General features: G+C 40.6%; 25 protein-coding genes. 11 read left to right on the top strand and 14 right to left on the bottom strand.

From position 1 onward, the window contains the following. Positions 1 to 254: 254 nt before the first annotated feature. From PSU72_RS00520 to PSU72_RS00495, 6 genes are all read right to left on the bottom strand, one after another. The gene (locus tag PSU72_RS00520; RefSeq protein ID WP_300429565.1) at positions 255 to 1,016 is read right to left on the bottom strand and encodes an ABC transporter permease; all 762 of its coding nucleotides are present in this window, start codon (positions 1,014 to 1,016) and stop codon (positions 255 to 257) included. Beyond that, the gene (locus PSU72_RS00515; RefSeq protein WP_300429563.1) at positions 1,017 to 1,946 is read right to left on the bottom strand and encodes an ABC transporter ATP-binding protein; all 930 of its coding nucleotides are present in this window, start codon (positions 1,944 to 1,946) and stop codon (positions 1,017 to 1,019) included. A gap of 54 nt (positions 1,947 to 2,000) precedes the next feature. Then, complete coding sequence (locus PSU72_RS00510) at positions 2,001 to 2,315, bottom strand: helix-turn-helix domain-containing protein (RefSeq protein WP_300429561.1); 315 nt, start codon at positions 2,313 to 2,315, stop codon at positions 2,001 to 2,003. Positions 2,316 to 2,440: 125 nt separating this feature from the next. Beyond that, positions 2,441 to 3,541, bottom strand: coding sequence for an alkene reductase (locus PSU72_RS00505; RefSeq protein ID WP_300429560.1), 1,101 nt, complete (start codon positions 3,539 to 3,541; stop codon positions 2,441 to 2,443). Between the two features lie 12 nt (positions 3,542 to 3,553). Then, positions 3,554 to 4,231, bottom strand: coding sequence for a peroxiredoxin-like family protein (locus PSU72_RS00500; RefSeq protein WP_300429557.1), 678 nt, complete (start codon positions 4,229 to 4,231; stop codon positions 3,554 to 3,556). A 236-nt stretch (positions 4,232 to 4,467) separates the two neighbouring features. Then, a complete protein-coding gene (locus PSU72_RS00495) occupies positions 4,468 to 4,764 on the bottom strand; it encodes an antibiotic biosynthesis monooxygenase (RefSeq protein WP_300429555.1) in 297 nt (98 codons plus the stop codon). Between the two features lie 188 nt (positions 4,765 to 4,952). Here PSU72_RS00495 and PSU72_RS00490 point away from each other — a divergent pair, with 188 nt between their 5' ends. The 9 genes from PSU72_RS00490 to PSU72_RS00450 all read left to right on the top strand — a co-directional run bounded on the left by PSU72_RS00490 (position 4,953) and on the right by PSU72_RS00450 (position 11,159). Then, the gene (locus PSU72_RS00490) at positions 4,953 to 5,891 is read left to right on the top strand and encodes a LysR family transcriptional regulator (RefSeq protein WP_300429553.1); all 939 of its coding nucleotides are present in this window, start codon (positions 4,953 to 4,955) and stop codon (positions 5,889 to 5,891) included. Between the two features lie 285 nt (positions 5,892 to 6,176). Beyond that, a complete protein-coding gene (locus PSU72_RS00485) occupies positions 6,177 to 6,680 on the top strand; it encodes a helix-turn-helix domain-containing protein (RefSeq protein ID WP_300429551.1) in 504 nt (167 codons plus the stop codon). A gap of 1 nt (position 6,681) precedes the next feature. After that, positions 6,682 to 6,963, top strand: coding sequence for an antibiotic biosynthesis monooxygenase (locus PSU72_RS00480; protein ID WP_300429549.1), 282 nt, complete (start codon positions 6,682 to 6,684; stop codon positions 6,961 to 6,963). Between the two features lie 38 nt (positions 6,964 to 7,001). Beyond that, on the top strand, positions 7,002 to 7,451 hold the full coding sequence (locus tag PSU72_RS00475) for a carboxymuconolactone decarboxylase family protein (protein ID WP_300429547.1): 450 nt from the start codon (positions 7,002 to 7,004) through the stop codon (positions 7,449 to 7,451). 203 nt (positions 7,452 to 7,654) lie between these two features. Next, positions 7,655 to 8,263 carry a peptide-methionine (R)-S-oxide reductase MsrB gene (gene msrB, locus PSU72_RS00470; RefSeq protein ID WP_300429545.1) on the top strand — a complete coding sequence of 203 codons (609 nt, stop codon included), beginning with the start codon at positions 7,655 to 7,657 and terminating at the stop codon, positions 8,261 to 8,263. 44 nt (positions 8,264 to 8,307) lie between these two features. Further along, positions 8,308 to 9,024 carry a peptide-methionine (S)-S-oxide reductase MsrA gene (gene msrA / locus PSU72_RS00465; protein ID WP_300429543.1) on the top strand — a complete coding sequence of 239 codons (717 nt, stop codon included), beginning with the start codon at positions 8,308 to 8,310 and terminating at the stop codon, positions 9,022 to 9,024. Between the two features lie 81 nt (positions 9,025 to 9,105). Next, complete coding sequence (locus tag PSU72_RS00460; RefSeq protein ID WP_300429541.1) at positions 9,106 to 9,783, top strand: glutathione S-transferase family protein; 678 nt, start codon at positions 9,106 to 9,108, stop codon at positions 9,781 to 9,783. Positions 9,784 to 10,036: 253 nt separating this feature from the next. Then, on the top strand, positions 10,037 to 10,639 hold the full coding sequence (locus PSU72_RS00455; RefSeq protein ID WP_300429538.1) for a pyridoxamine 5'-phosphate oxidase family protein: 603 nt from the start codon (positions 10,037 to 10,039) through the stop codon (positions 10,637 to 10,639). 40 nt (positions 10,640 to 10,679) lie between these two features. Continuing rightward, positions 10,680 to 11,159, top strand: a complete 480-nt coding sequence (locus PSU72_RS00450) for a nuclear transport factor 2 family protein (protein WP_300429535.1) — start codon at positions 10,680 to 10,682, stop codon at positions 11,157 to 11,159. A gap of 84 nt (positions 11,160 to 11,243) precedes the next feature. On the opposite strand, the gene PSU72_RS00445 is transcribed toward PSU72_RS00450, so the two are convergent. The 4 genes from PSU72_RS00445 to PSU72_RS00430 all read right to left on the bottom strand — a co-directional run bounded on the left by PSU72_RS00445 (position 11,244) and on the right by PSU72_RS00430 (position 13,851). Further along, positions 11,244 to 11,786: an NADPH-dependent FMN reductase gene (locus tag PSU72_RS00445; RefSeq protein ID WP_300429533.1), complete on the bottom strand. Its 543-nt coding sequence runs from the start codon at positions 11,784 to 11,786 to the stop codon at positions 11,244 to 11,246. 57 nt (positions 11,787 to 11,843) lie between these two features. Then, positions 11,844 to 12,392 carry a carboxymuconolactone decarboxylase family protein gene (locus PSU72_RS00440; protein WP_300429531.1) on the bottom strand — a complete coding sequence of 183 codons (549 nt, stop codon included), beginning with the start codon at positions 12,390 to 12,392 and terminating at the stop codon, positions 11,844 to 11,846. Positions 12,393 to 12,544: 152 nt separating this feature from the next. Then, a complete protein-coding gene (locus PSU72_RS00435; RefSeq protein WP_300429529.1) occupies positions 12,545 to 13,279 on the bottom strand; it encodes a sigma-70 family RNA polymerase sigma factor in 735 nt (244 codons plus the stop codon). Further along, positions 13,276 to 13,851, bottom strand: a complete 576-nt coding sequence (locus tag PSU72_RS00430) for a carboxymuconolactone decarboxylase family protein (protein ID WP_300429526.1) — start codon at positions 13,849 to 13,851, stop codon at positions 13,276 to 13,278. The genes PSU72_RS00435 and PSU72_RS00430 overlap by 4 nt, the downstream gene beginning before the upstream one ends. Before the next feature lie 353 nt (positions 13,852 to 14,204). Here PSU72_RS00430 and PSU72_RS00425 point away from each other — a divergent pair, with 353 nt between their 5' ends. Together PSU72_RS00425 and PSU72_RS00420 are read left to right on the top strand one after the other, a co-directional pair. Then, positions 14,205 to 14,870: a glutathione S-transferase gene (locus tag PSU72_RS00425; RefSeq protein ID WP_300429524.1), complete on the top strand. Its 666-nt coding sequence runs from the start codon at positions 14,205 to 14,207 to the stop codon at positions 14,868 to 14,870. 98 nt (positions 14,871 to 14,968) lie between these two features. Next, positions 14,969 to 15,868 carry a LysR family transcriptional regulator gene (locus tag PSU72_RS00420; protein ID WP_300429522.1) on the top strand — a complete coding sequence of 300 codons (900 nt, stop codon included), beginning with the start codon at positions 14,969 to 14,971 and terminating at the stop codon, positions 15,866 to 15,868. 68 nt (positions 15,869 to 15,936) lie between these two features. Here PSU72_RS00420 and PSU72_RS00415 read toward each other — a convergent pair whose 3' ends face one another. The 4 genes from PSU72_RS00415 to PSU72_RS00400 all read right to left on the bottom strand — a co-directional run bounded on the left by PSU72_RS00415 (position 15,937) and on the right by PSU72_RS00400 (position 18,321). After that, positions 15,937 to 16,206, bottom strand: coding sequence for a pentapeptide MXKDX repeat protein (locus PSU72_RS00415; protein WP_300429520.1), 270 nt, complete (start codon positions 16,204 to 16,206; stop codon positions 15,937 to 15,939). A 48-nt stretch (positions 16,207 to 16,254) separates the two neighbouring features. After that, positions 16,255 to 17,028 carry a molybdopterin-dependent oxidoreductase gene (locus PSU72_RS00410; RefSeq protein WP_300429519.1) on the bottom strand — a complete coding sequence of 258 codons (774 nt, stop codon included), beginning with the start codon at positions 17,026 to 17,028 and terminating at the stop codon, positions 16,255 to 16,257. Next, complete coding sequence (locus PSU72_RS00405; protein WP_300429517.1) at positions 17,025 to 17,642, bottom strand: cytochrome b/b6 domain-containing protein; 618 nt, start codon at positions 17,640 to 17,642, stop codon at positions 17,025 to 17,027. Before PSU72_RS00405 ends, PSU72_RS00410 begins: the two co-directional genes overlap by 4 nt. A gap of 202 nt (positions 17,643 to 17,844) precedes the next feature. Further along, positions 17,845 to 18,321, bottom strand: coding sequence for an EF-hand domain-containing protein (locus PSU72_RS00400; RefSeq protein WP_300429516.1), 477 nt, complete (start codon positions 18,319 to 18,321; stop codon positions 17,845 to 17,847). Between the last annotated feature and the right edge of the window lie 462 nt (positions 18,322 to 18,783).

Below are 18,783 nucleotides of genomic sequence, written 5' to 3'. Positions count from 1 at the left end.
GAAAAGTAGTAGTTTTTAATAATTCAAACATCACTGATTGCATTGGTCGATTTCATAAGTTAGTTCAGTCAGCTTTCAAGCTTCCAAATAACGGACTTTAGATTTGAGAGCCTTTGGGCCCCTAGCCAACGTTTACGTCATAGGAAAGGCTTTGCTGATGATTGCTAACTATTGACGTCGAAAATAAGCCATAAAGACTCGTCTAGAATCTTATCAGCATTTTTTGCGTTAGGGCTTTGACAGTTAAACACGCGTTATTTTCTTAAGCGGTAGCCGGTTTTAAATATCCAGCCTATGATAGCCAGCGCGAGTGCGTTGAATGTAAGAAGCATGATGACACTAGTTTCTAAACTCACATCGCCCTTCTCAAAAAAGCTCCAGCGGAACCCACTCACTAAATAAACGACAGGGTTGGCCAGTGATACCTGATGCCAGAAAGGAGGCAGCATATTGATCGAATAAAAACTACCACCAAGGAAGGTCAGCGGCGTGATTACCAGTAGCGGGATGAGCTGTAGTTTCTCGAATCCATCCGCCCAAATTCCGATGATAAAACCGAGCATACTAAATGTGATGCAAGTCATCACCAAGAAAAACACCATCCATAATGGATGAGTGATATGCAATGGCACGAAAAATCCTGCAGTAGCCAAGACAATGGTGCCGATAATCACTGACTTCGTGGCCGCAGCGCCCACATAGCCCAGCACGATTTCGATAAAGGAAAGTGGCGCTGAGAGGATTTCGTAAATAGTGCCGGTGAAACGCGGGAAGTAAATACCAAACGATGCGTTAGATACACTTTGCCCCAATACTGTAAGCATTACCAATCCCGGCACGATGAATGCGCCATATGGCACGCCATCTATTGCTTGCATTCGTGAGCCAATCGCCGAGCCAAACACGATGAAATAAAGCACGGTAGAAATCACCGGCGAAGCTATGCTTTGGCCTACGGTGCGCAGGGTGCGCCCCATTTCGAATTTGTAGATCGCGAGGATGCCACGATAATTCATTTAAGCCTCCACCAATTGAATAAAAATATCTTCGAGGCTGCTCTGACGGCTATAGATATCTCGTGGTCGAATGCCGCTGGATTTCAGGTGATCCAGCACTTCCGAAATGTCGTTGTCATCTTGATCATTATAGGCAAGTACCAGTTTGCTACCGTCATCTTCAAGTGTTAGCGGATAGGCTGACAATTCCATAGGAATGACCGAAACCGGATCGCGCAGTGCGAACACCATATGGCGTTTACCCATTTTTCGCAAGAGCGTGTTTTTATCTTCGGTGAGTATCAACTTGCCTTTGTTAATGACGCCGACACGATTCGCCATTTCCTGTGCTTCCTCGATGTAATGCGTGGTAAGAATGATGGTTACGCCTGTTTCGCTTAAAGAGCGCACCTGCGCCCACATTGATTTACGCAGCTCAACATCTACCCCGGCTGATGGCTCATCTAGAAATAAAATCTCTGGCTCGTGTGATAGCGCCTTGGCAATCATCACGCGCCGTTTCATGCCGCCGGAAAGCCGGCGAATCTGCTCGTCTTTTTTATCCCATAGTGACATGCGTTTCAAAACATCTTCAACGTAAGCCGGACTGCGTGGCTTTCCAAATAGACCCCGACTAAACGTAACCGTGTTCCAAACCGATTCAAACGCATCGGTCGTCAGTTCCTGTGGTACCAAGCCTAATGTCGAGCGCGCTTGACGATACTGTGTAATGATATCGTAGCCCGCCACTGTGATTGTGCCACTGGTTGGTCGCACAATACCGCATACCGCATTGATCAGAGTCGTTTTCCCAGCACCGTTAGGGCCGAGCAGTGCAAAAATCTCGCCGCGTTTGATTTCCAAATTAATGTTATCGAGTGCATGAAAGCCGGTTTCGTATGTTTTATTTAGCCCCGCGATAGCGATGGCATTAGTGTGGTCTGAGATCATTTTTGTACCATTTTGACTAAGAGGCTGCCACAGAAGGCAATTAAAGAAGGAGCGCTAGGATATGGCATACTTCATCATTTCATTCAGCAAGCCCGGAAAGCGCATCTTAATATCAAAAGTGCGCAAAACAATGCGATTTTCTAAACCAACTTTTTCAGTGGGAATTAGACCCGTCTCACGCATAATACGAAAATGGTGCATTAGTGTAGATTTTTCCATATTTGGGCAAGGCAATGCTTCAGAGCAAGACATACAGTCATTTTTATTAAGTAAATTGCCCACAATACGCAGGCGCAAAGGGTCGGCTAGCGCGCCAAGCACGCTAGCAAGGCTTATATCTTCTAAATTCGGGTGAACAAACTGAATCATAGGTACCATTATACTGCAGGCTATTAACTTACTTAAAAAGTACAAATTTCATGAACTATTTAATGATAGCTAATCATTTGAATTGAAATTAAACACTTAATAATCAAGTTATACTCTTCGCGTTATTAGAGATTAGATGGATTATCGTTAACCCAATTCGGATAGTCGATATAGCCACGATTTCCACCGCCATAAAAGGTCTCAGTATCTGGGACGTTCAAGGGTCCATGGAGACTTAGGCGCACAGGCAGATCGGGATTCGCGATGAAAAGCCGGCCAAACGATACCGCGTCTGCGTAGCCGCTGGACAAGGCGCTCTCTGCACGAGCCAAGTCATACCCCCCATTTACGACATACACGGATTTCCAGTGTTTGCGTAACTTCTGAAAAAGAAATTTCTGTGTGTCCGTCGTTGTGACATACTTAGGGTCGGGTTCAACGATATGCAAATAACCCAATCCAAGCTGATTGAGGTCATCTACTGCGCGGAGGTAAGTTTCTTCAGGTTTCGCATCTGACATGTCATTGAATGTGCCGAATGGTGAGAGGCGAACACCCACTCTAGATGCATCCCAAACGCTAAGGACAGCTTCCACCACTTCGCAAAGAAATCGTGTACGATTCTCGGCATTGCCACCGTAGAGATCAAGGCGGTGATTGGTTGTCGATTCAAGAAACTGATCTATCAAATAACCATTCGCAGCATGAATCTCTACGCCGTCAAACCCTGCCTTCTTTGCATTTGAGGCTGCAACGGCATAATCGTCAATTGTTTGTTTTATCTCTAAAAGAGTCAGTGCCCTCGGTTCAGATACATCGACGAAACCTTCATTTGTTATAGTTTGACTACGTGCTCGAATCGCTGAAGGCGCAACCGGTTGTGTACCATCCGGTAAGAGGCTTGAGTGAGATATTCGACCGACATGCCACAACTGGAGAAATATCTTTCCACCAACAGCATGGACCGATTCAACCACCCGCGACCAAGCTAACACTTGCTCTTCTGTATATATGCCTGGAGTATCTTTATAACCTTTACCCATAGGAGAAATCTGAGTTGCTTCAGTGATAATTAACCCAGCCGTGGCGCGTTGGGCGTAATACGTCGCCGCTAAATTTCCAGAAACACCATCGGGTCCTGCCCGATTACGTGTAAGTGGCGCCATAAACACCCGATTAGAAAGGGTCAAATCACCAATAGAAATTGAATCAAAAAGTGTGGTCATAGTAAGTTCCAATTAAAGTAAGTTTGAAAATGCAGAACATTTAATGACTTGCTTTGCGATGTCTAACACTTCCGAAGGCTCAGGACGATAACGATAATCTGGGTTCGCTTTCGAATCGCGAATAACGCCGCTGTGGTCGATGACAAAGCGGGCTGGGATAGGGAGTTGCCAGCCACTCGATTCATTCGCAGCCTGAATGTCCAACTTCAATACGTTGAGGTATACATTTTTCAGGTCCTCAGGGAACGTGTAAACTAATCCAAAGGCCTTGCCGATCACATTATCCTTATCCACGAGCAAATTGAATTTCAGCTTCTCGGTCGTCGCCTGCTTTTGAGTTCTATCAAAGCTTTGTGGAGAAAGTACGACGAGCTCGATGCCAGCCTGCTGAAACTGGTCATACACTTCATTAAGCGCGCGAACTTCTGCTGAGCAAAATGGGCACCAGCTTCCGCGGGTGAAGCTTACTACAAGCGGACCCTTCTTGATTAGGTTAATAGACGAGATGTCCTCGCCGTGTTGGTTTCTCAAAATGAATTCGGGTGCCTTCGCATCAGGCTTGAGGATCCTGTCAACCGCTCCGCTTTCGCGCAGGAATTCCATATGACCCTCCATTGTAGCGGAAGCGCTCTCCGGAAGGATTCTCGCGAACTTATCTTTTAGTTCGGCAAGCGTTTGTTCGAGTTGCATAAAATATCTCCTTTGTGACTTTGTTTTGATGGGCAATTCGCTGATAGGACTGCGAAAGCATTCGTCCAATAACCAAGTTGAATGACCATCACTGTGATGTCGTGGATTTTCTGTGTTAATTGTACTTATCAAAAAACTTGGGCAACGCCTGCATGAGGCCATCGCTGAGGGCAAAAATCTATCGAGATTCGCGATCCAATAGCACTTGTCTCACTTCGAAGCGCTGCCCAAATATCTTACTTCTGAGCTACGATCGTAAGCTTTTGAATCTTTGCTTCCACGAAGTATTTCTCCGCATTCGCCACGAACTCCTGCCCAGCCTCACCATTCATATGAGCCTCACGTGCAGCTTCAGTATCGAAAGTGTCAAAGACTCTATATACTCCAGGCTCACCTTCCACTTTAGCTGCATGCCAACTCAGCGTTCCAGACTCCTTTCTCACCAGCGAAGCCTCCTTCTCTAGAAACGTTTCAACTTCAGATTCCTTTCCAGGTATAGCCTTCAAATCAACAAAAAACGCGAACTTTGCCATTTTTATTTCCTATCTTTAATAGTTGGTATTAATAAAATTTAAATGTATATAATTACACCTCCGATACCAGAAGAAATTAATCTCACCTCCTAGTTGATCGAAGACGCTACTTTGACAGATTCCATTTGGTTGATATATACTAGTTTTTATACTATCAATTAGTAGTAAAAAGAATATATAGGGCGGTTATGGATAAACTTTCTGCTATGCAAACTTTTGTGAGAGTGGTCGAGTCGGGTAGTTTTTCCGCCGTGGCAGACGAATTGCGTGCCACACAAAGCGCAATAAGCAAGCAGGTGGCCGCATTGGAGAGAGAGTTGGGGACAAAACTGCTTGTCAGAACGACTAGGTCTCTTGCCTTGACCGAAGAGGGTAAGCGCTATTTCGAGCAGGCCCGAAGATTGGTCGCTGAAATTGCGGAGGCCGAATCTGCTCTAATTAAAGGAGAAGAGCAACTACGGGGCTGGATACGTATTGCTGCCTCGGTCGGTTTTGGCCGTTTGAAGTTAATGCCTTTGGTGAAGTCATTTCTATTGGCGCACCCCGATGTAAAAATCGACCTGCGCCTGCATGATGGATTTATCGACTTGGTTGAACAGGGGGTTGATGTTTCAGTTCGAATTGGGGATTTGCCCGACAGTGGGCTCATCGCAAGGCGAATTGGCACCTCGCATCGCATGCTACTCGCCCACCACGACTACCTACTATCTCTTCCCGAAGGTGTTCGACTCCCCGTTAATCCGGAAGACCTATATAAGCACGAATGTATAGTTTACATAGGGTCCTCTAGTAGCAATTTATGGACATTCACAGCTGGAATAGGTGCGTCGGTGGCGAAGGGAACCAACAAGAGTATTCGTGTTGAGGGGCACATTCAAACCAACAGCAGCGAGGTGCAACGCTCAGCCGTGTTATCAGGAATGGGCATTGGCTTTGCGCCCACTTGGTTATTCGACGCTGAGTTGGCAAGTGGGGAAGTTGTGCGACTTATGCCAGACTGGGAGTCACCCCAATCTCCAATACATCTCGTAAGTCCACCCGAACGCAAACATTCTGCCAAGGTAAGGGCGTTTGTCGAGCACGTATCTTCGGCCTTGAGTTCAAATTCCCAGACCTTCAAGCCTTAATTCTACACATTAGCAAACTCTCTTTCTTAATCAAAATTACTGAAACCTTAGTCCCATCCTCCTGCCGGTTAAGCTTGATAAATGAACTTCCGGTTTGGGTCGGCAGTGAAGATTTTCAGTGGCGGCTTTGAAGAAATGCGATTATAAAGCCCGACAGTAGACGGTCATAAAATTCGATCAGAGCCCATTAGAGACATTCCTGTTGATGAGTTTCACTTGTTTCTAGGAAGACATTTAATTTGTAACTTGCATAATGAAAGTTAATAAGATAAAGTTATTTTCAATATGAAACATACCAGCTTCAAAGGAATGGATTGTTCGGCAGCGCAAGCCCTAGAATGTGTAGGAGAATGGTGGAGTATTTTAATTTTGCGCGATGCATTTCTCGGACTTTCAAGGTTTGATGAATTCCAGAACAGTTTGGGAATTGCAACTAACAGTCTGACACGGCGACTTAAGCACTTAACAGAAAATGGCTTGCTGGAAAGACGCATCTACATAGAGCGGCCAAAAAGATATGAATACATCTTGACTGAGAAGGGTCGTGATTTTTTTCCAGTACTGGTTACGCTAACCAAATGGGGGAATCAGCATTTGGCGCCTAATGGTGCTTATGTTCAATTAGCCGATCGCCTAACTGGCAAATTGCTAGAACCTATACTCACTGACAAGCAGAGTTTGTTAGCCATTACTTATGAAAACGTCACCGTTCAGCCAGGCCAGGGTGCTACCGAAGGAGTCCTAGCTAGATTGGCATCTAGTAAATTAAAAATGAACAGTAGAGGCTAATGTGCATCACGTACTAATTATTCATGAGGTGGAGTCATACCCTGCTTGGAAGGCCATTTTTGATCAAGCTGCAGTAATGAGAAAACAAGCTGGTGAAATAAGCTACCAATTACTACGTTATGAAAGTGATGCAAATAATATTGTGCATTTTTCCAAGTGGTCTACGTTAGAAAACGCTCGGCGATTTTTTGAATCACCTGAGTTAATTCAAATAAGACAGAAAGCTGGCGTCAAAGCGCCTAACTTTATTTACTTAGATGAAATTGAGCAGCAAATTCTTTAGTTAAACTCATTTCATAAAATTACTAAATCTAAACATATATGTCACGTATTGATTACTTTTTACATTCGCCAGAACTTATTACAAAAATGCGCAATATTACTCAAGGGCTTGAGCAGTTCACTATTGATGGAAAGCTACGGGCCTTAGTTGAAACGCGTGTCTCGCAAGTCAACGGATGCGTTTATTGTGTAGATTTACATCTTAGAGAGTCTAGAAAACTTGGTGAATTACAACAACGCCTTGACAGTTTGCCTGTCTGGAAAGAGTCACCTTTCTTTGATGAGCGTGAAAAAGCAGCGTTAGCATGGGCTGAATCACTGACGAACATTGCGCAAACCCACGCGGGAGAAACTGAATACAGTACGATGAAACAATTCTTTTCAGATTTAGAAATTGTTGAATTAAGTATATCCATATCATTGGCCAATTTTTGGAACCGCATGGCTGGTGGATTTCGTCGTATGCCGAAGCAGGCAAACGTAGAATAGCTGACATTCAAAATCAGTGCTATGGCTATTTAGGGACATTTTCTGATACTTTTTGAATGCAATTGCGTAAAAGAAAATTACATTCAATTAACTACTCACAATCTTATCTATAAAAAATATTCCTAAGCATCTGTAAGTTTTAACCGCATCCGCCGACAAAGGAAGGTAATCAAGAATTACCTATTGTTACCTTAGGATGAAAAATGATGTCGAAACCAATTAGCAAAACCATAGATCAGTCGCTTGAAAAGAAATTTATTACCCGTCGAAATTTACTCAAGTATGTTTTGGTTTCAACAGTGGCCAACACATTGATAGCTAATGCTTTTGCAGATAGTAGTTCTAACCTTAAACCTGGACAAGAGCTATCAATAGAGAATTTCTCGACAAATGGGAAAAGTGAAGGTGTCGTTCGTTTGCCGCAAGTGGTTAAAAGTGATGCTGATTGGCGTGTTCAATTGCCGCTATTAACTTATCAAGTAACTCGTCGTGCCGGTACAGAAGCACCATACACTGGTAAGTATTGGAACAATCACGCTGATGGAGTTTACCGCTGTATTTGTTGTAATACTGCTCTTTTTGACTCAAAAACGAAATTCGAATCTGGTACAGGCTGGCCTAGTTTCTGGAAGCCCATATCATCAATTAATGTAATACAGAGCTTAGATAATAGCCTTGGTATGCAACGCGATGCAATATCGTGCCACCGATGCGACGCTCATCTTGGACATGTATTTAACGATGGGCCGCAACCCACAGGCTTGCGTTATTGCATGAATTCTGTGGCGTTGAATTTCATTCCAAGAACTTAACGGCTGACGTCAATTTAACACTTATATGATTTAAGGAGTAATCAATGTTATTCACTAAAAATGGTTGGAATAAAAAACTAATTTCTATAATAGTAATCGGCGCAATTTACACTTTATGGCAACCGCATTTAAAGGCAGGTGAGGCACCAACGATTATTGCTCCTCCTACAATTGATAATCAAAAGGCCACAGGAACTCTTCAAACTACAGTTTTAGCTGGTGGCTGCTTTTGGGGCGTTCAAGGTGTTTTTGAGCATGTTAAAGGTGTACGTAAGGTGGTGGCAGGATACGCTGGAGGAGACAAGAGTAGTGCTGATTATAATAGAGTAAGTACAGGAGCAACTGGGCATGCCGAGTCAGTTCGGATTACCTTTGATCCTGCCGAAGTGACATATGGTCAGCTACTGCACATTTTCTTTTCAGTAGCTCATGATCCAACCTTACTGAACAGGCAAGGCCCAGATTCAGGTACTCAGTATCGATCGGAAATTTTCTACAGTAATGAGTCTCAGAAGAATATTGCTGAGTCTTATATTGCACAGTTAAACAAATCTAAAGTATATCCACATGCTATTGCTACTCGAGTTGATCCTTTTAAAGGTTTTTATGCGGCTGAGGATTATCATCAGGACTTTTTAATTAACAATCCAAACTATTCCTACATTGTAATAAATGACTTACCTAAAGTAGAAAACTTAAAGCATCTATTTCCGAAATATTATCTTGATCATCCCGTAAAACTAAGTAACGTAGTCTTGTAAGAATTGCGTAAAAACGAAAGTTAAATGATATTAAATTAATATCTTGGATGGTTAAGGTATTTTTAAAGTTATGAGAAAGTTATGTCACAACATCTAACACTAATTAGTCACAAACTTTGTCCATATGTTCAACGTGTGGCAATTGTACTTAATGAAAAAGGCATTTCATTTGAGAGAAAAGATATTGATCTTGCAAATAAGCCTGATTGGTTTTTAAAGATTTCACCTCTTGGCAAGACTCCAGTCTTGCTTGTAAATGAAAGTCCAATATTTGAATCATCCGTTATATGTGAATATCTTGAAGACTCGCATTATCCTTTTATGCACCCAGAAGATGCGCTAAAACGTGCGGAAAATCGTGCATGGATGGAATTTGGATCATCAATATTAAACTCCATTGGTGGCTTTTATAATGCAACTGATAATTTGTTGCTAGAAGCTAAAGTCGTTGAAATTAGAGCAAAGTTTGAGCATATTGAGGCAGTCCTTAACGATCAGCCTTACTTTAATGGAATCCAATTTTCTATCGTAGATGCCGTCTTTGGTCCAGTTTTTCGATACTTTGATACGCTTGAAGTAATCAAAGATTTTGGCTTTTTTAATAACCTTCCCAAGGTATCTGCTTGGAGGCGAAGATTAGCTGATCGTCCTTCAGTCAAGAGCGCTGTGGTTTCAAACTATTCTGAATTACTTCACGATTTTTTCCTAAATCGTCAGTCTGCATTATCCACTCAAATCCGATCTGTTGAAGTTCAATAGCAATTTGCTCGACCAATAAAATATAAACTACCTTATACCATTTCATTTTATTTAATAATTAAAGCGAAAATATCCATTTATACAATTCCATTATTTGGAATTGTATATTGCAATTTATAGATATTCTTATCATTAGTATTATCTGTCAGAATTGTCGTAGACGTTTCTACTTTGATATATATTTAAGTTGAAAGAATAAATGAAAATTCCCGAGGTAGCTTCAGTTTTCCGTGGAAAAAGATAAGGTTTTACAATGTCCAATGCATTTTCCAATATTTGCTTTACTGATAGCGTTAAAGCTGCTCAGAGTCGATACGGCAGTCGAGAGCGTAATAGAGGCTATGAACAAATGGAAGAACTAAGCAGTGAGTTGGATGAACGTGAGCTTACGTTTATCGAGTCACGCGATAGCTTCTATCAAGCTACTGTTTCCGAGTCTGGGTGGCCATATGTGCAGCATCGAGGCGGCCCCTTAGGATTTTTACGAGTGTTAGATTCCAGCACGATTGGTTATGCTGACTTCACGGGGAATAGGCAGTACATTAGTGTTGGAAACTTAAATTTTAACAACTGTATTTCACTTATTTTAATGGATTATCCCAATCGAAGGCGTCTTAAGGTATGGGGTAAAACACATATTATCCATAAGGAGAATGAGCCTGAATTAATTGCTCGCCTTGAAGTTCCAGGCTATCGAGCGCGTGTAGAAAGAGGGATTTTAATTAAAGTTGAAGCCTTCGAATGGAACTGCCCACAGCATATCACTAGACGTTATACCGAAGCTGAGTTAGAACACGTTTTAAAACCTTTAATAGATGAAAACAAACGGCTTCGAGAGCTCATGCAACAGAAATAATAATGTTAATCAACATAATTTATTGAATAGGAGAAATGCTATGAATACTATTAATGAAACTCGCCCACCTCTACCCCCTTTTACTCGTGAAACAGCTATTCAGAAAGCAAGAATGGCTGAGGATGGATGGAATAGTCGTGACCCCAAACGTGTTGCTCTTGCCTACACATTAAATAGTGTTTGGCGCAACCGTTCTGAATTTCCACACGGAAGAGAGGAAATTGAAGCATTTTTAACTCGTAAATGGGCAAATGAAGTCGAGTATCGCTTAATCAAGGAATTATGGGCATTCGAAAACAACAGAATTGCAGTTCGTTTCGCGTATGAATGGTGCGATCAAAATGGCAATTGGTTCCGATCATACGGAAATGAGAACTGGGAGTTTGATGAAAACGGATTAATGCAAAAGCGTTTTGCAAGTATCAATGACTTACCAATCAATGAGTCAGAGCGTAAGTTTCACTGGCCTCTTGGGCGTCGTCCAGATGATCACCCTGGGTTGAGTGATCTAGGTTTGTAAATAACGGTTTTCCTCAGTGGATCGAATTATAGGCTGACATAAAGTCAGCCTATAATTGCCATATTAAGTTTTAAACGACTTTAGTTAGATTTTTATTTCTAAATTTTGCTGAATAGTAAATAACTGTAATGCACTAAGTGCCTTAATTAGCATTGTCGTAATGGTTGGGTCGTAAATCATCTCTTTTTCATTCAATTTTGAGCCTAGTATTGGCAAAGTTACAGATGCTTCTGTGACAATTAAAGCTGACATTACTGAAATAACTTCTCTTAGTGATGCTTGAGCATGAACTGCCCGAGGCGATGTATTAAACAGTCCAACTGGTTTGTTTACAAAAGCCTCGCAGCTAACCATCCAGTCCAGAAGATTTTTTAAAGATCCCGTAATACCATGAGCGTATTCTGGAGTCGCTATTAACACAGCATCCGATTCCATTAATTTACTACGTAATATAGCTACTATTGGAGGGAGTATAGTTTCTAAATCAGGATTAATTAGTGGCAGGTGACCGAGGTCAGTATAAACCTCTATAGTAATATCTACTGGCGCAACGCGCATCGCAGTTTGCAATAAGGCAGTATTATGTGATTTAGATCTAAGACTACCTGAAATAGCCAATATTTTCATGAGTTGCGTTCAACGCTTGCTGGTAATCTATGTGCACTAGCAAGCGTATACTTCTAATTAAGCTACTTTTTTAAGTTGGACTTTAGGGAAATCTACATCCGTTAGAGCCACATTATTTATGTAGTTAGTTAGTACATTTAGGGCTACGTTCAACACAATTTCAACAATGCCTGCGTCATCAAAACCAGCATCACGTAATGTTCTTAAATCTTGATCAATAACTTTACCGCGTTGTGATGCAACACGATATGCAAAATGCAAAGCGGCCTCAGTTTTTGGATCACTAGATGTTCCGCTGCGGGCTGCTTCAATTTCATTTACATCAATTTTAGCAATATTTTGGGCAATATATGTATGCGCAGCTAAGCAGTACTCACATTCATTAAACTCTGCAACTGTAAGTGCAATTCTTTCGCGTAAAGTTACTGGCAATACGCCTTTACCTAAAGCAGCATTCAATGATAAATACCCCTCAAGGGCAGCGGGGCTGTTGCTGACAAGTTTCATCAGATTTGGCACAATTCCTAATTGTTTATTTACAGCATCTAACAAAGGTTTAGAAGCTTCTGGTGATTTCTCTACAGATGGTATAACAAGTCTAGCCATGATAATTCTCCATTTATATGTTTAAAGTTTAGTTTATTCACGTTAGTTCTAGCGAATGGATCTACTATAGCCAATTACATAAATTAGAAGAATATCCTTTTATTGCAATATATAATTCCTTTAAATGGAATAATTATTAATATAGCTTTAGCTCATAAGTACTGAACTTGCATCGATATGCGTAGCTGAACTTTAGTTCGATGTAGCATTACATTTAAGTTGTTTGTAGTAATACTAAGTTCATCGCATATTTCATCTGTGTCTTTATCTAGTGCATATTTCAAAATGAACGCATTTGCTTGCTGCACGGGTATTTCTTTAAGACATAGATTCAGTTTAGCAATGAATTGTAGTTTACTTAAACTTTCTTCTGGATTGCTCCATTTGGCTTGCAAGTCGTCCTCAATACTTTCATTAGTAGGCATAAAGTCACTAATATCCACATCATCTTCGAAAGAAATGCTCTGGCATTCACGTGTGTGGCGACGAATTTGATCAACAATTTTGTTTTTTAGGATTCCCACTAACCAAGTACGCATCATCGAACGACCTGAATATGCACTTGGCCTTTCCAACGCAGCAACTATGGTGTCCGAAACAGCATCTTCCGCCCATGCACTATTGCGAAGCTTGAGTCTAGCCACTCTTTCCAGCATAGGCCGCATTGCGACTATTAGTTCGACAAATTCATGATTGACTTTATTTGGTTCAATTTGGTGTATATGTGTAATTGTTGCATCGTTAATGATATTAAAATTTAGACTACTCGATAAATCCTGTAGTTGAATATCACGCACATAATCATTAGAGCTTAACTTGCTAGCCAATATTGCATGTAAGGAGTGTGTAACTGGAGTTAAACTTGTCTTAGAATAAGCAAGATTCATGGTGAAGGTTCCGATTTTGTTATAGTTGGACTTGTGTAGATCGGCTGCACATCTTGTGAGTCAATATCGATATTGCTAGCCTTGCTCAACATGCTTGCTAGTAGATGCATGCCAACATGAGTAATAATTTCGACAATATCAGCATCCCTATATCCAGCTTCGCGAGCCTCGATTAGCTCAAAAGTTGAAATATCCCCCATATTTTTTGAGATACTCAATGCTAATCGAATGGCTATTGAAGCCCGTGCATCCTCACTTGATCCACTACGATTCGAGGTCATCTCATTTCCTGTAAGACCGACTCTTCGTCCTGAAACTGTATATAAAGATAAACAGTATTCACTTGAGTACTGTTCTGCTATAGCTAATGCAATACGTACCCTAGTCTGGGGAGAAAGTGATCCCGCATTTGATACTCCTTGCAGGCCAAGGAATGCTTTTAATGCAACTGGAGAGTTAACAAATACCTTGAGAAGGTTTGGCACGATTCCCTGACTTGATTGAATGCTGTTAAGCATTTTCCTTTGTTCGGCATTGGCATTTTTATGATCAATAATACTAATACGGTTCATGTTGGTTTCTCATGGAGCCTGAGGATTTGACCATTGCAATTTGCGCCGGGCTAACAGCAGTATCATTGAACCCACTAAAATTCGGAATATACGTTATATGTAATTCATAGTTGCGTGAGGTGGAATAATGAAGTTATATTTTTCGAATGAGAAAAGATTGAGTTATTTGTACTGCAACAGATTTAGACATCTCCAGAAACAGTCTTAGTCCAAATAGACTGTTCTATCCAAATATTTAATCACAGCTAAATGGGGGACATTATTGTCACAATTTATCGTAATCCTATAAAGTATGAGACACTTTCAGATACTAGATAAACACAGCATTTTTCTAAAGTAGCAGGGATATTCGGATGATTACTTTGTGCGGTTTCGGGGTTAGCAATTACTACAATAAACTCAAATTGATAATGCTCGAGAAAGACATATCGTTTGAAGAGAAGTTGGTTTATCCCTGGCAACAAGAGCTATTAGGTCAATCCTCACCGCTAGGAAAGATACCGTATATCGAGACAGGAAACGGTAGTTTGTCTGAGTCCCAAGTTATTTTGGATTATTTAGAAGACCTTTATCCAGAATTACCTATGTTTCCTCTTGATCTATTCCAGAGAGCTAAATGTAGAGAGCTTATTCAACATTTAGAATTAAATTGTGAATGGGTAGCTCGCCGTTTGTATAAAGAGTCTTTTTTTGGGGGTAGTGTTTCGAATGAAACTAAACTGGACGTTAAATATAGACTCACTAAGGGGCTTGAAGCAGTAACTAAAATATCAAAGTTTTCACCCTATATTTTGGGGGCTACGTTCACAGCCGCCGATTGTGTAGCTTTTGTACACTTTACAATGATCCAATTAGCAACCAAGAAAATCTACAATGAAAATATACTTGAACAAGTTTTACCAGATATAAGCAGCTACATGCAACTTATGGAATCACGTCCACATGTTCAAACAATTATGCAAGATCGACTTAATGCTATAAAAGCATTTGTCCGACTTAAAGTGAAATACGATGGATAGTTTGGAATGTTTATATCAGCTTGATTCAGATCAGTATACGCATACTACATTTAAACCGTCATTGCGAAATGACACAAAATTAAGGCCGGAAAAAAGTCTTGGATAAACTACATTTAATTAACATCTTTGTAGCTGTGGTAGATACCAATGGATTTGCTGGTGCTGCACGCAAACTCAGCATATCCCCCCCAGCAGTAACTCGAGCAATTAACGAGCTGGAATCCCACCTTGGTGTCCGCTTATTAACTCGAACTACAAGGGTCGTTCGCGTAACTGATGCAGGACTGCGTTATGTCACAGATTGCCGCCGAATTTTAGCTGAAGTCACCGAAGCTGATGAGTCGGTTGGCGGTATAAATAGCAGTCCCCGCGGCCGACTATCGCTGACAGCCCCCGTACTTTTTGGAGCTAAATTTATTACCCCCATTATTACTGATTATCTACAACGTTACCCAGAAATGAGCGCTTCTTGTTTATTCTTGGATCGAGTGGTTAACATGATAGATGAGGGAATGGATGTGGCTGTGCGAATTGGTGAGTTGCCAGACTCATCATTGCAGGCTGTACTTGTAGGTCATGTGCGTCGAATAATTTGTGCCTCTCCTAAGTATCTTGAAAAACACGGCATTCCAAAAGCTCCTGATGAACTTCAATCACATGTGATTATATCGGCAAGTGCAGTGACACCAACACAGGAATGGCGACTAATGGTAAATGGAGTTCCAAGTATCATAAAACTTCAACCACGACTAACAACATCTACTAACGATTCAGCTGTAGCGGCTGTAGAAAGTGGTTTCGGCCTTGTTCGACTTATGTCTTATCAGGTATCGGATCAATTGCGTGATGGGAAACTTAAAGTTGTATTGAGTGAATTTGAACCGCCAGCACTACCTGTACATGTAGTGCATCACGAAGGTAGACATGCAACTAGAAAAGCACGAACTTTTCTAGATATGGCAATTGAACGACTTCGTGCTGACCCAGCATTGAACTAGGTGTCATACTTATAGCCAGAAAACAGACTCACAAATGAATAAATGAGCCTGTTTTAAGTTACTTAGAATTACTCGTGTTTCATTTCCTCTTTTTTCATGTCGTCACCAGCCATTTCATCTTTCTTCATACCATCTTTTTTCATTGAATCTTTAGACATGTGATCTTTTTTCATCATTTTGTCTTTTTTCATTTCATCTTTCTTCATACCGTCTTTAGCCATATTATCTTTTGACATAGATTCTTTTGCCATTTCATCTTTTTTCATTTCGTCTGCGAATGAGCTTGAAATACAGAATGTTAAAGTTGCTGCTAGTAAAACACTTAATAATTTAGACATGATTTATTACTCCACTTTTAAAATAGGCAAAATTGCCAAAAAACAAGCTCAGGCACCGCCGAACCAGTTATATCCTTGATCTTCCCAGTAACCACCGGGATAATCATTTGTTACGTATATCTCTGTAATATGTTTTGGGTTCTTAAAACCTAGTTTTGTAGGGATTCGTAATTTCATTGGAAAGCCATATTCACGAGGTAAAATCCGGTCAGCAAAGGTCAGCGTAAGTAAGGTTTGTTGATGGAGCGCTGTTGGCATATCGATGCTTGTGTAGTAGTCATCAGCACACTTAAAACCGACATACTTTGCAGTAGTATCTGCCCCCACCATTTTAAGGAAGTCGGAAAATCGAACTCCACCCCATTTGCCAATAGCACTCCATCCTTCAACACATATATGGCGAGTAACCTGGCTCGTTTGCGGCAACATGGCAAGCTGACTCAGGGTCCAAGGCTTACGCTCTCGAATTAAGCCACCAAGTTCCAATTTATATCTAGTGCCATCAACATCCCGTATTTCATCTTCACCGTAATAAGCATTGAATGGAAATGGCTTTGTAATCATGCTTTCTGGATAAGTTGGGGCCAATTTATTTGGATCAAAAAGAAAAGCTTGTACTCTGTCATTCCAGCGCGATACAGACACAAGCATTTTCTCGGCTGAATCTCCATCAGTTAGCGCACAACCGCTAAGGAGAGATAAACTACCAAGGCTGAGTATTTGTTTACCAAACAATCTTCGGCTAGAGCTCTCTAGTTCTTTCTCGACTTGCTTGATAAGATATTTTGTATCTATTAAATCATTAGGTGAACGTTTGCTCATTTGTCCGCTCCTTGTTGAATGACCTGTTTACGGCTGAACAACATGGTTTTAAGTGTTGCTGGTACTAATGCCACCATTAGTAAATGAATCATTACAAAAGAAACAATGAATGTCATTGCAAAAAAATGCACCACTCGAGCATTGTCATATCCACCCATTAACTCTCTTAAAAGTGGAAATTGCACAGACTTCCATACGGCTAAACCAGAAATAATAGCTATGAAAATCCCAAGCATTACAGATAAGTAAGCTGCTTTTTGAACAGCGTTGTAATGGGTAATATCAGAATGTTGAAGTTTTAATAAAAGTGCATTACGTAAATCAGTGAACAACTGTTTGGGGTAAAGCGGAAGGAATTTGGATTGCATTCGACCAGATAAAATATTTACCATCAAATAAATCAATGCATTTATTACTAACATCCACATCGCTGCAAAATGCCATAGTATTCCACCTCCAAGCCAACCACCGATTGTTATGGATTTAGGAAATAGAAAGTTAAAAATAGGTGAAGCGTTGTAAATTCGCCAGCCACTTGTGACCATCAAAAATATAGCTAATGCATTGACCCAATGGCATATTCTTACATAGCGCGGATGAAGAGATATTTGCATAAAATATTAGCCTCTCTTAAGTTATAAACTAATTCTTCTCAAAAGTTAGAAAATCTAATTTAGGTTTCTGTATCGTTGGTCGTGCTGTGAATCATTTACTTACAACTAATTTTAATTATTTATTAAAAAATAATGCTTAGTTTTCTTAAAGCCACATACAGGTCCATTAAAAGCCGACCTTGTATGTGGTGTTGGTCATAACTTAACCAGCATGTTTACTTAACCAATTCTGTGCATCAATGATGCCATTACCTTTTTTGTCCATGGTTTTGAAGGCGGCTTCATGGAAACTTAGGAACTCCTCTTTGGTAACATTATGGTCGCCATCAGTATCCATCTTACCCATCATTTTCATGGTGCGTAGTTGATTTGCATAACCCCCAGTAGTGATGCTTAACGCAGTATGCCCTTTAACACCGACCCATTCTTTAGCGTCAAGAGCACCGTCTTTATTGGCATCTAACATGTCAAAAAGAGAGCCGTAGAATTCAGTGAACTCGTCTTGTGAAACCATATGGTCACCATTGGCATCAATCATTTTCATCATGCCCATCGTGTGCATCTCACGGTTGTAACCACCTGTGCCTACCATCGCATCCGCAGATGCAAAATTAGAAAAAACTACTGTTGAAAGAAGTGCTCCGACAATTAAAGCTAATTTTGTGTGTTGAAAAGTCATGAAAATCTCCTGATTTGATTATTTAAAAGTTAAATCCCAAAATTGGGAAATTGCACTAAGCAATCGTTAGTCGTGCCAGTCATTCATTTCTTACACATCAATCAAAAATATGTTTAGGAAATGCGTAGACTCATGCTTAATAACGTAACGATCCAATATCAGTTTTCTATATGTTTGGCACTTATAAATTAGCTTGCCACTTCATCTGAAAATGCATTATCTAAGCCATCACAGCTTTTACTTACCTGATCTACAGGTAACAAAATTATTACCTAGAGTATGGTTTTGAAAGACTAAATAACAGTTAATTATTCAGTAAAATGAAATAGTAAATTGTGTTCCATGAACACTATTCTGGAAAATTGAAGGTGGCATCCACAACATTTAAGAGAAATTGATTGCTAATAGTGTTGAATTGCATTAATAACTGACCCACCAATTGCATTTAAAATTGACCCACCC

The sequence above is a fragment of the Methylotenera sp. genome, assembly GCF_029945535.1.
Taxonomy (GTDB): Bacteria; Pseudomonadota; Gammaproteobacteria; order Burkholderiales; family Methylophilaceae; genus Methylotenera.
The sequence above is the reverse complement of the archived record's forward strand: the minus strand, read 5'-3'. Positions and strand labels throughout refer to the sequence as shown.

Excerpts from the sequence above, each read along its gene's own strand:
- PSU72_RS00425 (WP_300429524.1), top strand. The coding sequence starts at position 14,205 with ATGATTACTTTGTGCGGTTTCGGGGTTAGCAATTACTACAATAAACTC.
- PSU72_RS00515 (WP_300429563.1), bottom strand. The coding sequence starts at position 1,946 with ATGATCTCAGACCACACTAATGCCATCGCTATCGCGGGGCTAAATAAA.
- PSU72_RS00505 (WP_300429560.1), bottom strand. The coding sequence starts at position 3,541 with ATGACCACACTTTTTGATTCAATTTCTATTGGTGATTTGACCCTTTCT.
- PSU72_RS00440 (WP_300429531.1), bottom strand. The coding sequence starts at position 12,392 with ATGGCTAGACTTGTTATACCATCTGTAGAGAAATCACCAGAAGCTTCT.
- PSU72_RS00450 (WP_300429535.1), top strand. The coding sequence starts at position 10,680 with ATGAATACTATTAATGAAACTCGCCCACCTCTACCCCCTTTTACTCGT.
- PSU72_RS00400 (WP_300429516.1), bottom strand. The coding sequence starts at position 18,321 with ATGACTTTTCAACACACAAAATTAGCTTTAATTGTCGGAGCACTTCTT.
- PSU72_RS00520 (WP_300429565.1), bottom strand. The coding sequence starts at position 1,016 with ATGAATTATCGTGGCATCCTCGCGATCTACAAATTCGAAATGGGGCGC.
- PSU72_RS00455 (WP_300429538.1), top strand. The coding sequence starts at position 10,037 with ATGTCCAATGCATTTTCCAATATTTGCTTTACTGATAGCGTTAAAGCT.
- PSU72_RS00495 (WP_300429555.1), bottom strand. The coding sequence starts at position 4,764 with ATGGCAAAGTTCGCGTTTTTTGTTGATTTGAAGGCTATACCTGGAAAG.
- PSU72_RS00490 (WP_300429553.1), top strand. The coding sequence starts at position 4,953 with ATGGATAAACTTTCTGCTATGCAAACTTTTGTGAGAGTGGTCGAGTCG.
- PSU72_RS00415 (WP_300429520.1), bottom strand. The coding sequence starts at position 16,206 with ATGTCTAAATTATTAAGTGTTTTACTAGCAGCAACTTTAACATTCTGT.
- PSU72_RS00410 (WP_300429519.1), bottom strand. The coding sequence starts at position 17,028 with ATGAGCAAACGTTCACCTAATGATTTAATAGATACAAAATATCTTATC.
- PSU72_RS00475 (WP_300429547.1), top strand. The coding sequence starts at position 7,002 with ATGTCACGTATTGATTACTTTTTACATTCGCCAGAACTTATTACAAAA.
- PSU72_RS00485 (WP_300429551.1), top strand. The coding sequence starts at position 6,177 with ATGAAACATACCAGCTTCAAAGGAATGGATTGTTCGGCAGCGCAAGCC.
- msrA (WP_300429543.1), top strand. The coding sequence starts at position 8,308 with ATGTTATTCACTAAAAATGGTTGGAATAAAAAACTAATTTCTATAATA.
- PSU72_RS00500 (WP_300429557.1), bottom strand. The coding sequence starts at position 4,231 with ATGCAACTCGAACAAACGCTTGCCGAACTAAAAGATAAGTTCGCGAGA.
- PSU72_RS00405 (WP_300429517.1), bottom strand. The coding sequence starts at position 17,642 with ATGCAAATATCTCTTCATCCGCGCTATGTAAGAATATGCCATTGGGTC.
- PSU72_RS00435 (WP_300429529.1), bottom strand. The coding sequence starts at position 13,279 with ATGAATCTTGCTTATTCTAAGACAAGTTTAACTCCAGTTACACACTCC.
- msrB (WP_300429545.1), top strand. The coding sequence starts at position 7,655 with ATGATGTCGAAACCAATTAGCAAAACCATAGATCAGTCGCTTGAAAAG.
- PSU72_RS00460 (WP_300429541.1), top strand. The coding sequence starts at position 9,106 with ATGTCACAACATCTAACACTAATTAGTCACAAACTTTGTCCATATGTT.
- PSU72_RS00510 (WP_300429561.1), bottom strand. The coding sequence starts at position 2,315 with ATGATTCAGTTTGTTCACCCGAATTTAGAAGATATAAGCCTTGCTAGC.
- PSU72_RS00445 (WP_300429533.1), bottom strand. The coding sequence starts at position 11,786 with ATGAAAATATTGGCTATTTCAGGTAGTCTTAGATCTAAATCACATAAT.
- PSU72_RS00430 (WP_300429526.1), bottom strand. The coding sequence starts at position 13,851 with ATGAACCGTATTAGTATTATTGATCATAAAAATGCCAATGCCGAACAA.